Genomic DNA, 13908 nt, shown 5'->3' with positions numbered 1-13908 from the left:
ACAAAATTGCCACGAATCGTCGTGTCATCCGCCTGAACGCGCTACCAGCCAGAGGTTGTGTATACATTATTTCACCCAGGCAGCGACCGCGCCTGCGACATCGAAGGGGCCAAAGGCTTGCCTGATCGTCTGAGCCAGTTCGACAAAGCGCTCTTTGGCCTGCGTTCGCTGGTCCTGGGCGGCGCGTTTCTGGGCGACAAACGACTGTCCGAAGTGGCCGTCGCCAAGCAGTTGGGCGTGTCGAGAACACCGCTCCGTCAGGCGATGGACCGGCTGGTGTCGGAAGGGTTGCTGGAACGGATCGAGACCGGTGGGTGCCGGGTGGCGATCTTTACCAAGCAAGACATCACGGACGCGATCGAGATCCGGGGCGTCATGGAAGGAACCGCCGCGAAAATGGCGGCGGAACGAGGCGCCGATCCGCTTTTGACCGCGCAGGCCAACGATGCGCTGGACCGGATCGACATCGCGCTCGCGCCGCGTGGCCGGATCGACTTTGATCTATACGTCCGGCAAAACGCCCGGTTTCACAATTTGCTGGGACGGCTCGCTGGCAGCGGTCTGATCGAACGGGAATTGGAACGGATGAACCGCTTGCCATTGGCTTCGCCTTCGGCGTTTCTGATCGAACAGGCCGGCATCCCGGATTTTCAGGAGTCGCTGCGCTATGCACAGCGGCAACACCGTGCGATCCTGGAAGCGATCACGAACCGTGAGGGCAGTCGCGCCGAGGCTTTGACGCGCGAACACGCGCGCCTTGCGCTGACGAATTTCGACTATCTGACGAAACACCGGCCAGAAGCGACCAAGGGCGTTCCCGGTCTTGCTTTGGTGACGTCGCGACAGGGGTCAACGACCGATAGCGCCTGACGGGTCCGGGCTTTGACCGCCAGATCCCGGAGATGGCATCGGCCCGGTCACGATATGCCGCGCCCCTTGCGGCCCAAAGGTGGCGTTCCGGCTCAGGCCGAGGGTGCCGTTTGACGGGATATCGTCCCGATGACCTCCTGATCGGGAAGATCGGCAACCTCGACCGACCACAGGGTCGTGCCGTCCTCTCTGGTTTCCACGAGGCCAAAGCCCAGCTGCGCGTAGTGCTGCGCCACCATGCCATTGCGGTCCGTCGGAATGTAGCGCCCGCGCAGCGTCGTGATGCCTGCCGCCTGCGCCGCGTCCTTCAGAACCTGCAGGATGGCCCGCTCGACCCGGCGGCCCAAGACGCGGCAACTCATCAGCCAGGTGTCGATCTCCCATGTCGCGCCGTCGGTCCGGCAGATGACGACGCTGATCATGCCGTTATCGGCGAACCGATCCCTGAGCCGTATCTGGAGGGTCAAGAGCCCTGAATCATCCTCCATCGCGGCGACATCGGCCTCGGAATAGCGCCGCGTGGTCAAGTTGAACTGGTTGGACTTGTTGATCAGTTGCGCGATCCGCGCGCGCCCCGGCGCGTCAAAGGGAAGAACCGCGAACTCCATGTCCAGAGAGCGCAGGTATTCCCCGATGTCGGTGACTGACGCCTGCAACGCCACGCGCTTGGAGTTGCTTTGGTAATCCTCGGCCCGTCGGCGATCCTCGTCTGAAAACGTTGTCGCCTCGAAAAGACCGCTGGCCACGAGGGTGCGCACGTATAGCGCCGGATCCTCCGGCAATTCGGGCACACCGACACGCGGCAGGGCCTCGCGGATCAAGCCGCGTTCGGCGGGATTGTCGTCAAGAAACGCCAGCGATTCCAGCCCCAAGGCCAGATCATCGCTGATCGCCTGGATATTGGTCGCCTTGTCGCGCCAGTTTGCCTGGAAAACGGCGATGTGATCTTCCTTCAAGACCATTTCAGCATGATCGCGAAAGGCGGTTCGGGCAACGGCGTCGTCGTTCTTTGACGACACGGCCAGAACCACGCCCTGACTGCGGAATTGCAGCGCGCGGTCCTGAACATCCCTGTGCGCCTCTCCGACCGGGTCGCCTTCCGCCAGGCGAATTCCGTCCAGCCCATCGTCGCCGATCACCCCGTGCCAAAGCGTATTGTCCAGATCCAGCACGAGACAGCGCCGGCTTTTGCCGCGCCATGCCGCGATCACCCGCATGATGTGATCGGCATAAAGCGGCAGCACACGGTTGGAAAAGGGAACCCGCGCCATGTGCCACAGCCCCGGATCGTGCCAGGTGGCAAGCCCCACAGTGTCGGCCAGACCGGCGGTATCGAGCAGCAGATGCGGCGTTCCGGTCAGCATGTCGGCCAACGCGCGGTTGAAGTCATGGGTCAATTGGCGCCACGTTCCGGGCACGCCAAGATCGAGCGAACCCAGGTCCGGCTCTGCCGGGCGAGCGACGGTCTGGAACATAGCGACCGCGCGGGAATTCTGTTCGATCGCAGCCTTCAGGGTCTCTATCTGGTCAAGCGACGCCGCGAGCCCGGCAGCCGCCGCATCGACGTCGCCCGGCACCGCCGTCAGGTTCAGCCCACGGTGATCCAGCGATATCACGATCACATCCGGATCCGCGGCATAGGTCATGGACTGGGGATCAAGCAGTTCCTGAACCACCTGTCCATAGGGCGCCAGGACAAGGTCGGTCGCGAACCCGTACCGTAACCCCGTCGCCATCATCGCAGGACTAAGGAATTCGGTGGTTGTATTGCTCAGCAGCGCGACCTTGAGCGGGATCAGCGGTTTGAGGTCGACGCCACCGTCGCGTGCGTCCGACAGGGCGCGCGCGACCTTGTTCAACTGCAGTTCGTTCAGCCCGAATTGAGCCAGCCCGCGCAATGCCTCTGCGGTGGCCGGGCCCGCGTCGCGCACCGATTTGATGATCTTGTTCAGATCGGACGGCGGTCGGGGAAGCCAGCCCAGGTCAAGGTACAGGTCGAGGCTCATACGCGCAGGCTCCCTCAGGTTTTCGCGGCGATCAGGCTGGCAAGCTGGCCGACGTTCTTGAGATCACTGATTTCACCGGACGAAAACTTGACCCCGAAATTCTGCTGGATGTTCAGCATCAGACGGATGTGGTTGAGACTGTCCCAGCCATCCACCTGGTCCGCTGTCAGATCGGGACCGAATTCGGAGCGGTCAAGTTCGAAGAAGTCGTTGAAAATCTCGTAGAGGGTCTCGGAAACCTGCGTGTCGTCCATGTCATTGTCCCTTCAATCGGTTGCTGAGGTGATGCGAGTCGGCGCGAAAGTTTCGAGACGCGCGGCAAGCGCATCGACCCACGGCCCCAAATCGCGCGGCCGGACATGCGCATCGTCGTAGAAACTGTCGGGATCATCGAGATGGCGCAGATCGACGTAGTCGAAACGCTCCACCCCGGTCAGGCCCGCCACGACCTGGGCGATCCTCTCCCGGTGGTCGGCGTGATAGGGCAGGCCCTGCGCATGCCAGTCAGGGATCGGAAGGTCGGCCACGACCACATGCGCGCCCTGCCCCGTCAGGTCACGCACGAGACGATCAAGAACATCATACTGTTCGCCCGAAAGCCGTTCCGATTTCATGTAGCCTGCCCGATAGGCCAGCGCGGCGGCTTTCTGCGCCTTGCTTGGTGTCATCGTGTTGCGCGTCTGCGTGTCTATCCGGGGCGGGCGCACGAAAAACAGGCTGCGCAAATCCGCTGTCACGATCCGGATGCCCTTTTCCAGCGCAATCAAGGGATGGACAAGGACCGCTGCGATGTCGGCATCGCGGTCCGAGATCCATACCTTCGGACCGTTCACGCCACCGCGCTGAAAACCGTAGCGATACCGCTCCCGGTCGATATCCGTCTCAAAACGGAGCGCATCGCCCGAGGACCAGCGATTGGCATTATCCACGAAGGTCGCGTACCAGATGCCGATAACAAAGACCTGATCCTTGATCCGGTCGGACCCGATTGAGGACAGCGCCAGATCGGCAATCTGTGCAATCTCGGTGATGTTGGCATCGCCGATGCCCAGGTTGTGAACCGCCATTCCTTCCATCCTGTCGGCAAGCGCCTGCCGGTCGAATCCGACCTGCGTGTTGCTGGACCCCAAAAGAATGACCTTGGGGCCTTCGTTTCGCAGGCTTTTCCGGCCATAATAGATCAGACGCGGCGGCGTGGAATAGACGGTGGCGCCGGCGCGAAAGGTATCGATCGGGGTGATCCGATCGGGCGGCGGCAAGACCAGCAACGACAGCCCCAGCAAAACGGCGCTGAGCGCGACAAAGCTCATCACCAGCAGCAGCATTTGCCACAGTACGGTTTTCAGATCAGAAATCCGCATAGACAAACCCAGCCCCCTTGTTGAGGATGGCCTGCGCGGTGATGCAGGTATAGAGGATGCCGGCCATGCCGCCAAAGGCCAGCCCGGCGGGCGCCGATTGCCAATCCCACCGCCAGCGCGTCAGCCCCGACGCCATGTCCATCAGCAGCGCGATCATCGCCCATCCAAGGCTAAGCAGCCCGAGCGCCAGAAGCCATCCGGTCAGCCGGAAGCGTTCGGTCAGCGCCGCGACCTCGGCGTGGTCGAACCAGAAGGCTGTCAACGCGATGGCGAAATATCCGATGGTCAACCCGCGTGCCGCATAGGTATAGACGCGATTGGCCGACAATCCACGGAACCGCTTGTGGCCCAACCGCGCGGTCAACAAGACCTGCCACAGCTTGTTGAGGCTTACGCCAAGGCCCAGCACAAAGCCGTAGGCCACGAAGACCGGCGTCGAGCCATGCCAGATGCCCAGCACCATGAAGACTACGAAATAGGTGAAGACGCCGAAAAAGGGCGCGGCACCGGCCGAGGGCCACCGCATCATCAGAGCTTGCAGGATCGGGATGAAAGAATACTGCTTGAACCAGTTCGACAGGGTGATGTGCCACCTGCTCCAGAATTCGATCATGCCGCGCGAGGCGAAAGGTTTGTTGAAATTTTCCGGCAGGTCCAACCCGGCAAGCCGCGCGATGCCGATCACGATATCCATGTACCCCGAAAAGTTCATATAGAGGTAGAAGGTATAGGCAGCCGCTGCGATGCAGTAAAAGCCCACCAGCTTGGGGCCTGCCGCCATTCCGTCATCCAATAGCTGCGGCGCGATGTTGTCAAAGACGTAGAGTGCAATGGCCGACAGGATGAGCACCTTGCCATAGCCGATCGTCACCCGCCCCAGCGCCGCGCGCACCGCCGTGGGGTCGGCCGGAGCGGGGATCATGAAATTGTCCCGGAAGGTTTGAAACCGGTCAATCGGGCCTGACACGAAGGCAAGGAAATTGACCGTGTAGTTAAGATAATCGACTGGGCTGATCCGATCCGGCAAGGCACCTTCGCGGGCGTCGAAAACCATGTGCAGGATCCGAAACAGGATATAGGACAGGCCGATGGTCGATATGGCCACGGGCAGGCCGGGCACGAATGCGATCAGGCTGTAGCCCTGAAACCATGCCAGAAGCCCGACGAACAGCACCACCCACGACCAACTCAATGCGCGGTGCGGCATCGCTTGCACCGACACGACGGCCAGGTAACCCAATACAACGAACCCGACCAACGGCACCGCGCCCGCAACCGACGCGAAAAAGCCCGACACGAACAGAAGGTTTGCCGCCAAAAGCACCGAGGCACGCCACACGTAGTCCGAACGCAATCGAAACATCAGCACGAATACAACGGCGAATAAAATGAACACGTGTGAAAACAAAGACATGGCAAAAAGACCACTTCCGCAATCTTGTCACGCCTAACGACAACGGCGCGCGGGGTATCAAATCTTCTACCGTTTGGAAAAACGGTTGCCCTGTTGAAGGGCGGACAGTCAAAAAGCTCTGAACGCGTGTCACCAGCTTCGACGATCGGGAACACGGCCTGTAATCTGGTTCGGGACAGCTTCGCCGATTTTTGCCTTTTTTTCAATATCTTTGATCCGCACGCGTGCTTCGACCACAGGGTCGCGGCGATCAATCCTGCGGCAGGGGTTCGAAAATATGGCGTGATTGATCCTGTTCGATGAGTTCGATGATGAAATCCAACGGCGAGTAAAAAAACTGGATCAGGGCACCGCCAAAGGCCACAGCCGGATCGGGCATCGACACCGCAAGGCAACCCGCTGCTTCGAGATGTGCAGCAGCCGCGGCAAGATCATTGGTGCGATAGGCGACGTGATTGAGGATGTTCTGGCGGGATTTCAAAGACTTTGCGATCGGTGATCCGGTCTCGCTTGGCGCGATGAGTTCATACACCATCCCCCCCCGATCACGGCCGAATTGCACGTGCACCTTTTGAATAGGATCGGTGAAGCTTGCTGTCCAATCTCCGACGCTGATGGTCCGGGATAAAAACGACCGCCCAAGAGAAAGGTCCGAGCAGACAAGACCAAGGTGATCGAAGCTCAGGTCCGGTGCCACAAAATCCGCCTCGCCATTTTCAAAGCCGCACGCTTTCACTGTACTGCCTAATATTCGCAGAGTGAAAAACGGTAATCGGTCTGGTCCCAGGGTGACAAGATCAAAAAAGCCGAATACCGCTTGCGCAGCGCAAGCCGAAGACACGCAGCTTGCAGTGCGTCACGAACTGCGGCCCGTTGGCGTCCTACACCGCGCGCAGGAGCAATCCACCTGCGAGCACAACGACAATTCCACCAGCGGATATTTCCACCACTGCGGCGAGCGTTGCCGCGCGAGGTGATCCAACGACCCCGGCAAGCACACCTTTGCGCAATGCACCCGCGCCAAGCCCGAACGCGATGGTGATCGCTGCCGTACCAAGCGCCATGGCGAATGCGCCACCGACCCCCAACACTCCGATCCCCATCTGCCAGGTGATGATCAGCACGAACAGCGCGCCGGTGCAGGGGCGCACAGCGATGCCTGCGATCAGTACCAATGCCTCTCGCAGTGTTCCGGTCTTTTGAACCTGAGCCAGCGTTGGCCCGTGTGTATGGCCGCAGCTGGCGCAGACCGCACGGTCAGAATCATGCTCTGCCACAGGTCGCAGATGGCGCAGCCCGCGCGTGACCAGCCAGCCACCGATCAGCGCAATGGCGGCATAGCTCACCGGGGCCATGATGTCTTCTGTCACGCCAACCATCGCCTCACGTCCGAGGTTCAACAAGGTTATTCCACCATAGACCAGCGCCACCGCTGTCACTGCCTGACCCAGCGCGGATGCCAGCGCGATGAGCGACAAGCGCAGCATCGACACGCCCCGCGCCATACCATAGCCCCCGATCAACAGCTTGCCATGACCCGGTCCGGCTGCATGGGCCAGGCCATAGGCAAAGCAGGCGGAGAGGAGGGCAATGACCGCGCCCGGTTGACCTGCGCGTGCGGCGCGCAGGCTGCTGGCGATGGTGTTCTGAAATGCACGCTGCTGGCCAGCGGCCCAATAGCCGATACGGTCAAAGCTGCCGCCCCACCACATCAGGATCAGGCCGATCAGGACGGTGATCGTCGTCAGTGTCAGGATGCGACGCATGTCACATCTACGCTGCCGGCCAACTGCGCCCCAATGTTGGGCAGACCGACATCCTGCGGTTCAGACCCGGCATCCAACGCCGAAAGCTGCTGTTGAAGCGCTTTCAACCCGTCGTCCATCTCCGGTGCCTTAAGCTGCGCATCGCACTTGCCGCCGCCGCTCACTGTCACAGGACGGGATAATTCATATGCGGTATAATAGGTCGGATCATAGGCTTTTATGACCAGGGCTTCACCTGCCGGTACTGGCTTTTCAAGCGCGCGGAGATGGGTTGTGGTGATGCGCCCGCCGGAATAGCTGGCGGTGACCTCCCGAGGCTTTGACATCGCGATGGCCCCGTCTTGCACGGTGAGCATCAGATCACCATTGAACCCATCAATCCATTTCATATCAAAGCCTGTCAGTGTCTCAAGTTCGGCTTTGGTCAGCACGCCATCGCCGTCACCATCCAGCGCCAAGTCCTCGGTGATCAGCAGTGAATAGAATTCATCGTATTCCCACGTGACCCGCACATGGGTCAGCTGGCCCGCGTCGTTCGTGACCAGTTCAAACCCGGTATCGACAAAGATATGCGGATGCGCCGCGAGTGAGGTGGCGGTCAGGCCACTCAGGATCGCGATGATGTTGATGATGGTTCGCATGACGCTTGAATAACGCCTGTCGCGTGGCACAGCAATTCCGCATATCCGCGACCAGCAGCCTTCAGCCGGTTCGCCCGCAAACGCCGTGCACCCGCGCCACCACAGTTGAGATTTGCCGAGTAGAAGAAACTCACGGCACGGTGTTGCGTGACAAGCGCTGCATCATTGGGGCGGAAGGGTTGGGCCCGCTCCGGGCTTTCGCTGCTGCTCCAAGAAATCGTGATATGCCAAGGCGCCTGCGTCAGGTTGGGACAAAGGGCGCGTCGTCGGGCAGAAGCGACCGCGTCCTCACCACCACGGACGTGATCAGCCGGACCGTTCTTCCTCGACGGCCCAAAACGGTGCTTCACCACAATCGACGCGGATAGCCGCTTCCATCCGTGCAGAGGTTTGTATTCAAACCTCGTCTCACTCCGATGACCCCGCTCGGACCGCTATGCTGGCCGCTCAGGCGCGCATCTCTTTGAACACATCCGAGATCACCTGGCGCAGCCATTTTTGCCCCGGCTCGCGCTCGGTTCTGAGATCCCAGCAAAGATCGAACGAAAACACCACTTCCTCCAGCGGCAAAGGGGCGGCCCGCAGGTTGTTCAGTCGTGGGTCCAGCGAAAACAGACGTCGAGGCGCGATGGCGATCAGGTCGGAATTCGCCACGATGTCGGGTATCTCGAACCAGCTTGCAACGGTCATTGCCATGTGGCGCTTGAGCCCACGCGCCGCCAGTGCGTCGTCGATGACCGTCGTGCCCGTGGCCGATTGTGACAGCTTCACGTGGGGCAAATCGGCATAGAGTTCGGCCGTCATCGGTTCACACGCCCGCGGGTGGTCGCGCCGCATCAACACAACAATCTCGTCAGCCAGCAGGCGTCGGGACCGCACCATTTCCGGTTGCAGCCGCCCCGGTGTCAGGCGCACCTGCATGTCCACCCGGTCCCAGACGCTCTCGTGCGAGATGGAAAAGGGCAGGATATCTATGGATACGCCGGGGGCTTCGATCTGCAGCCGCTCGGCCAACCGCGGGAGAAGAAACCCCGAGACATAGTCAGCGACCTGTATCGTAAAGACCCGCTCGGTCTGCGCCGGGACAAACTCGTGCTGCAGTGAGATCGCCGTTGAGATGAAGCCGAGGCCGCGTTCGATATCGGCATTGAGGTCACGGGCGCGATCGGTTGGGCTGACCCCGTCAGCAGTCCGGAAGAACAGCTCGTCGTTGAGCATCACGCGCAACCGGGCGAGCGCGTGACTGACGGCGGAGGGCGACAATCCGATCTCCTCGGCGGCACCCGCAATGGAGCCACGGTTCATGATGGCCCGAAAAATGACCAGAAGGTTGAGGTCGAAACGACGCAAATTCACCATCGCGTCACCGCAAAAGCCCCACGATAGACAGCGTTACCTGCGGCACGAAGGCCACCAGCAGCAAAACTCCGATCATCACCGCCAACATGGGCATCAAGGGCCGGGCGATCTGGCCAATTCTCAGTCCACTGATCGCAGCCCCGACGAAGATCGTGTAGCCGAAAGGCGGCGTGGCCATTCCGATGGTGAAATTGATCGCGACCATGGCACCGAACTGGACTGGATCCATGCCAAGCTGTTCACCGATGGGCACGAGAAACGAAGCGAGGATGATCATGGCCGCGAGGTTGTCCATCACGCAGCCGATCACCAGCAGCAGCAAATTCATCATCAGAAGATACAGCGCCGGCGTGTCGGCAAAGCCTTCCAACGCCTGCGTGACCTGTCCGGGGATACGTTCGAACGCCATCACCCAGCCGAAACCATTGGCCAGCGCAATGATGAACATGACGATGGTCATGGTCTTGAGCGATCCACGCGTGACAGGGACGATGTTCCTCAGCGTCAGTTCCCGGTACGCGCCAAAGCCCAGCACCAGCGCAAAGACTGCGGCGACGATGGCGGCTTCGGTTGGCGTGACGATGCCGCCATAGATTCCGCCCAGCACAAGGATTGGACCGCACAGGGCCCATTTTGCTGAATTGAAGGCGGTCCAGACCTCGGCGCGGGTCGCCTTTGGCTGGGGTTCAATGTCGTGCTTGCGCGCGTGCATCCAGCAAAGCGCCATGAGTCCGAGGGCCAGAAGTATCCCAGGCACGACTCCCGCCAGAAAGAGCTCGCTGATGGAGGTTTCGGACATGACCCCCCAGACCACCATGGGGATCGAGGGCGGAAGCATCGGCCCGATAATTCCCCCGGCGACCGCGAGCGCCGTCGCGAAGGGACGCGAGTAGCCCCGCTTTTCCATTTCGGGGATCATGATTGCGCCAATGGCCGCCGTGGTCGCGGGGGCCGACCCCGAGAGTGCAGCAAAGAACGCTGCCGCCAGAACCGCAACCATGCCCAAGCCGCCTGTACGATGACGAACCAGGACATCAGCGAAAGCGACCAAGCGGCGTGAGATTCCACCCGCGGTCATCAAGTCACCGGCCAGGATGAAAAAGGGAATCGCCAGAAGGCTGAAGGACTGGGTCCCGGACACCATACGCTGCGCGAAAATCATCATGTCGATGTCGGCCGTCCAGAGCGCGCCGATCGTGGCAAGGCCGATGGCAAAGGCCAGCGGGACGCGCAGCAAAAGCATCACCGGCAGGCCAAGCGTCAGGACAAGAAGGGTCGTGTTCATCGGGCACCCTTGTCGGGGTCATTCGGCCCGAGAATCCGCGCCACCCCGTGCAGGATGAACAGCGCACCGCAGACCGGTACACAGAGGTACAGCGCCTCGATGGGCATTTGCAGCGCGGCGGTCTTTTGCCCGGCGGTGCGGCCCACATAAGCGATGCCGGCGGTCAGCGTGACGGCGCCAAAGACGACGGCCAATCCGGCAACCCAGCGATCGGCCCAGCGGTGCAGACGGTCAAAGCGGGCTGGGATCGATTCAACGGCGACATGGAAGCCTTCGCGCAGACCGACCGTGGCATAGAGCAGAACAAGCCAGGCAAAGAGAATGATGGCCAGTTCTTCGGTCCAACTGGGCGGGGCGCCGAGAAAGTAACGCATCAAGACCTGCGTCACCAAAAGCCCCAGCATGACGAAGATCAACCCGACACACAGGTTCGCCACAAGCCGCGATGTCACGCGGCTTGTGGTGGAAATCAGTGAGACGATCTGTTGCAAGAAGACTCCTGCGCGTCAGTTGGACGAGACGGCTTGAAGCGCGCGCTCAAGCAGATCCGCACCGATGGTCGGCTCGAACCGCTCATAGACTGGGCCGACCTTGGCGCGAAAGGCGCCGACGTCTTCAATGTCGTTGATCTCCATCCCCTTTTCCGTCAGCGCGGCGACAATATCGGCCTCTGCGGCGGCAACGGTCCGGCGCTGCTCGGCAATCGCCGCTCGGCCGGCATCCTGCACCGCCTGCTGCACGTCCGCAGGCAGACCCTCGAAGCTTCGCTCGGACATCAGGAGGTGGATCGCCGAATAGGTGTGGCGGGTAAAACTCAGGTACTTCGTCACGTCGGCGTAATTGTTGGAGTTCACCACGGAGGCTGGGATTTCAAGCCCGTCCACGGTGCCCTGCTGCATGGCGGTAAAGACCTCGCCCCAGGCCATCGGCACCGGGCTGCCACCAAGCGATGAAAACATCTCGATGAACACGGGGTTTTGCATGGTGCGATATTTCACACCTTCAACATCCGCAGGCGTGCGGACAGGCCGGGTGTTGTTGATCATGTTGCGGAACCCGCCTTCGGCGGCCCCAAGAGAGACGACGCCATCATCGCGCAGGTTGGCGGCGAGCTGTTGACCAACGTCGCCATCCAGCACCTCGTGCGCCTGCTCGGCGCTGCCGAAGAGGAAGGGCAGATCGACAAGCTGATAGGTCGGTTCCAGGTTGGCCACCACGGCATTGGTAATCACGCCCATGTCTATGGTGCCGAATTGCAGACCCTCCAGGATCTCCTTGTCGTCGCCCAACTGACGGTTGGGGAAAAGCTGCACTTCGACCCGTCCGGGCAGCGCGGCTTCAAGCTCTTTCTTGAAGGCGTGGGCGGTGATTGCATACGGATCGGTGGGACTGTCAGCTGTCAGCCAAGCCAGTTTAAGCTCGATTTCTGCAGCATGGGCCGTTCCGGTCAACGCGGCCGTCGTCAGCAATGCTCCGAACAGCCTGCGCGTGAAAGTCATGGTCATCAGGTATCCTCCCTAAAATGATCCTTCGGAGCCCAGAGTACTCGTAGGCCCGAAAGGTCCACGCACAGCCTAAACATGCGACGACCGATGCAAACAGTGCATAAACCGCACGGTGACATGCATATCATGCAGCACGCCTGATGAATACGGTGCAGCACGACGTGAAAGGAATGAAGTTTGCTCAGGACGCCCTCGGCGATAGGTTGGCCCGACGACAAATGCGATTTGAGCATGACCGGGGCCAAGACATCATGGAAGAAATTCAGTACGAAAAACATTCTGTAGCACAGGATTTGTGTTGGCCCGACAACCGCCGGATCGCCGTCGTCTTCAACCTCGCCTACGAGATGTGGTCGCCCGGCGTCACGTCCGGTGTCGGGCCGATGGGCAATGTACTGACCGACGGTCTTTTCGATCCCAACGCAGATAGTTACGGACGCTACAACGCCACCCATGGGATACCGCGATTGGTGTCCATTCTCGAACGGCACGGCATCCCGGCCACCCTCATGACCTCGGGGTTAGTGGCAGAAGCCTATCCAGATCAACTGCGCGCCTACGCGGAACAGGGACATGATATCGTGGGCCACGGGCTGGCGCAGAACTTGGTATTTCCGACGCTTTCGGCCGATGATGCACGTCATTCGATCACCCGCAGCACGGCATTGATCGAAACTGCGACTGGGCAGCGGCCGACAGGCTGGATCAGCCCCCGGGTCACATCGTCGCCGCAAATACAGGCCATGTTGTCCGCACAGGGTTACACCTGGCACGGCGATGCCCTGGATGGCGACCAACCCTACGTCCAGCGCTTCGATAAGGGCGAGATTCTTGCCATCCCTATGTCTGTCGAATTCAACGATCTGCCGCACGCCATGCGCTTTGGGCGCACGCCAGGACAATTTGTCGATCTTTTCCGCGAGGCTCTTGTCGGGGTCCAAGCCCAACCGGCGGAAACGGTCATCTTCGACGTCTTTGCGCATGGTCATTGCTACGGTCGTCCCGCTGCGGCTTGGGCTATCGAAGATATCGCAAAGATCTGCCGTCAAGATGGATCGCTCTGGGTGACAACCCGCACCGAAATTGCGGCACATTGCGCACGGGTGCGCGGGCTGGCGTCTTGAAGGCTTGAGGTCACCTTCGCTACTCCTCTCGGACAATGATGCGACGTGGCCTGTCTGACGTGTCTCGCGGCAAGGTCGCCAACCTCGCGGAGGCCTTGAACGCTCCAGATGCCAAGACGGAAGCGGCGGAGATCCTTCGCAGCTTGCTGTCGGAGGTTCGCCTGACACCGGACCGCGACAGACTCGCCAAACGTTGACGTGGCGTTGACATGGAATGCGGACAAGCAAAAAGCCCCGCGTGATGCGAGGCCTAAGGCTTTGGTATTGTTTGGTAATTTTGGTTGCGGGAGTAGGATTTGAACCTACGACCTTCAGGTTATGAGCCTGACGAGCTACCGGGCTGCTCCATCCCGCGACGCTTATGGCCGGTTGTCGCGCTTTGCGAGTTTTGGCCCTGTGTGCGGATCGTTTGGATCGCGCGTTGTGTCGCTGTGTGTGTCATCGATCGAGAGATACGGTTTTGCAGAGGTTTTACTAGGTTTGGCGGTGACCTACTCTCCCACGCCTTAAGACGCAGTACCATCGGCGCGGCGGCACTTAACTGCCGAGTTCGGGATGGGATCGGGTGTTTTGCTCG

At 60.6% G+C, this 13908-nt stretch carries 13 protein-coding genes, 1 tRNA gene and 1 rRNA gene; 2 read left to right on the top strand and 13 right to left on the bottom strand.

The features are described 5' to 3' along the window. Positions 1-117 precede the first annotated feature (117 nt). A complete protein-coding gene (locus tag FDT80_RS14320) occupies positions 118-870 on the top strand; it encodes a GntR family transcriptional regulator (protein ID WP_212733863.1) in 753 nt (250 codons plus the stop codon). Between the two features lie 92 nt (positions 871-962). Here FDT80_RS14320 and FDT80_RS14315 read toward each other — a convergent pair whose 3' ends face one another. From FDT80_RS14315 to FDT80_RS14265, 11 genes are all read right to left on the bottom strand, one after another. Beyond that, positions 963-2876 carry an HAD-IIIC family phosphatase gene (locus tag FDT80_RS14315; protein ID WP_138663002.1) on the bottom strand — a complete coding sequence of 638 codons (1914 nt, stop codon included), beginning with the start codon at positions 2874-2876 and terminating at the stop codon, positions 963-965. Positions 2877-2890: 14 nt separating this feature from the next. Beyond that, the gene (locus FDT80_RS14310) at positions 2891-3130 is read right to left on the bottom strand and encodes an acyl carrier protein (protein WP_138663001.1); all 240 of its coding nucleotides are present in this window, start codon (positions 3128-3130) and stop codon (positions 2891-2893) included. Positions 3131-3142: 12 nt separating this feature from the next. Continuing rightward, positions 3143-4237: a hypothetical protein gene (locus FDT80_RS14305; RefSeq protein WP_138663000.1), complete on the bottom strand. Its 1095-nt coding sequence runs from the start codon at positions 4235-4237 to the stop codon at positions 3143-3145. Further along, complete coding sequence (locus FDT80_RS14300; protein ID WP_170311880.1) at positions 4224-5600, bottom strand: MBOAT family O-acyltransferase; 1377 nt, start codon at positions 5598-5600, stop codon at positions 4224-4226. Before FDT80_RS14300 ends, FDT80_RS14305 begins: the two co-directional genes overlap by 14 nt. A 301-nt stretch (positions 5601-5901) precedes the next feature. Beyond that, positions 5902-6348 carry a VOC family protein gene (locus tag FDT80_RS14295; protein ID WP_138662998.1) on the bottom strand — a complete coding sequence of 149 codons (447 nt, stop codon included), beginning with the start codon at positions 6346-6348 and terminating at the stop codon, positions 5902-5904. A 184-nt stretch (positions 6349-6532) separates the two neighbouring features. Next, a complete protein-coding gene (locus FDT80_RS14290; RefSeq protein WP_138662997.1) occupies positions 6533-7417 on the bottom strand; it encodes a nickel/cobalt transporter in 885 nt (294 codons plus the stop codon). Beyond that, positions 7402-8058 (bottom strand): DUF1007 family protein, encoded by a 657-nt coding sequence (locus FDT80_RS14285; RefSeq protein WP_138662996.1) that lies wholly within the window; start codon positions 8056-8058, stop codon positions 7402-7404. Before FDT80_RS14285 ends, FDT80_RS14290 begins: the two co-directional genes overlap by 16 nt. Before the next feature lie 447 nt (positions 8059-8505). Next, the gene (locus FDT80_RS14280; protein ID WP_138662995.1) at positions 8506-9417 is read right to left on the bottom strand and encodes a LysR family transcriptional regulator; all 912 of its coding nucleotides are present in this window, start codon (positions 9415-9417) and stop codon (positions 8506-8508) included. Positions 9418-9421: 4 nt separating this feature from the next. Next, entirely contained in the window at positions 9422-10702 is a 1281-nt protein-coding gene (locus tag FDT80_RS14275) for a TRAP transporter large permease (protein ID WP_138662994.1), read from the bottom strand. Continuing rightward, the gene (locus FDT80_RS14270; RefSeq protein WP_246039966.1) at positions 10699-11193 is read right to left on the bottom strand and encodes a TRAP transporter small permease; all 495 of its coding nucleotides are present in this window, start codon (positions 11191-11193) and stop codon (positions 10699-10701) included. Before FDT80_RS14270 ends, FDT80_RS14275 begins: the two co-directional genes overlap by 4 nt. A gap of 15 nt (positions 11194-11208) precedes the next feature. Then, the gene (locus tag FDT80_RS14265; protein ID WP_138662993.1) at positions 11209-12207 is read right to left on the bottom strand and encodes a TRAP transporter substrate-binding protein; all 999 of its coding nucleotides are present in this window, start codon (positions 12205-12207) and stop codon (positions 11209-11211) included. A 140-nt stretch (positions 12208-12347) separates the two neighbouring features. Between FDT80_RS14265 and FDT80_RS14260 the strand changes: the two genes are divergently transcribed. Beyond that, positions 12348-13331: a polysaccharide deacetylase family protein gene (locus FDT80_RS14260; RefSeq protein WP_246039965.1), complete on the top strand. Its 984-nt coding sequence runs from the start codon at positions 12348-12350 to the stop codon at positions 13329-13331. Positions 13332-13609: 278 nt separating this feature from the next. On the opposite strand, the gene FDT80_RS14255 is transcribed toward FDT80_RS14260, so the two are convergent. Both FDT80_RS14255 and rrf read right to left on the bottom strand, forming a co-directional pair. Beyond that, a tRNA-Met gene (locus FDT80_RS14255) sits at positions 13610-13686 on the bottom strand. Positions 13687-13809: 123 nt separating this feature from the next. Next, positions 13810-13908 (bottom strand): 5S ribosomal RNA (rrf, locus tag FDT80_RS14250); the annotation flags it as partial.

This window comes from Sulfitobacter sabulilitoris (assembly GCF_005887615.1).
GTDB lineage: Bacteria > Pseudomonadota > Alphaproteobacteria > Rhodobacterales > Rhodobacteraceae > Sulfitobacter_E > Sulfitobacter_E sabulilitoris.
This window is presented reverse-complemented; position numbering and strand designations above follow the sequence as displayed.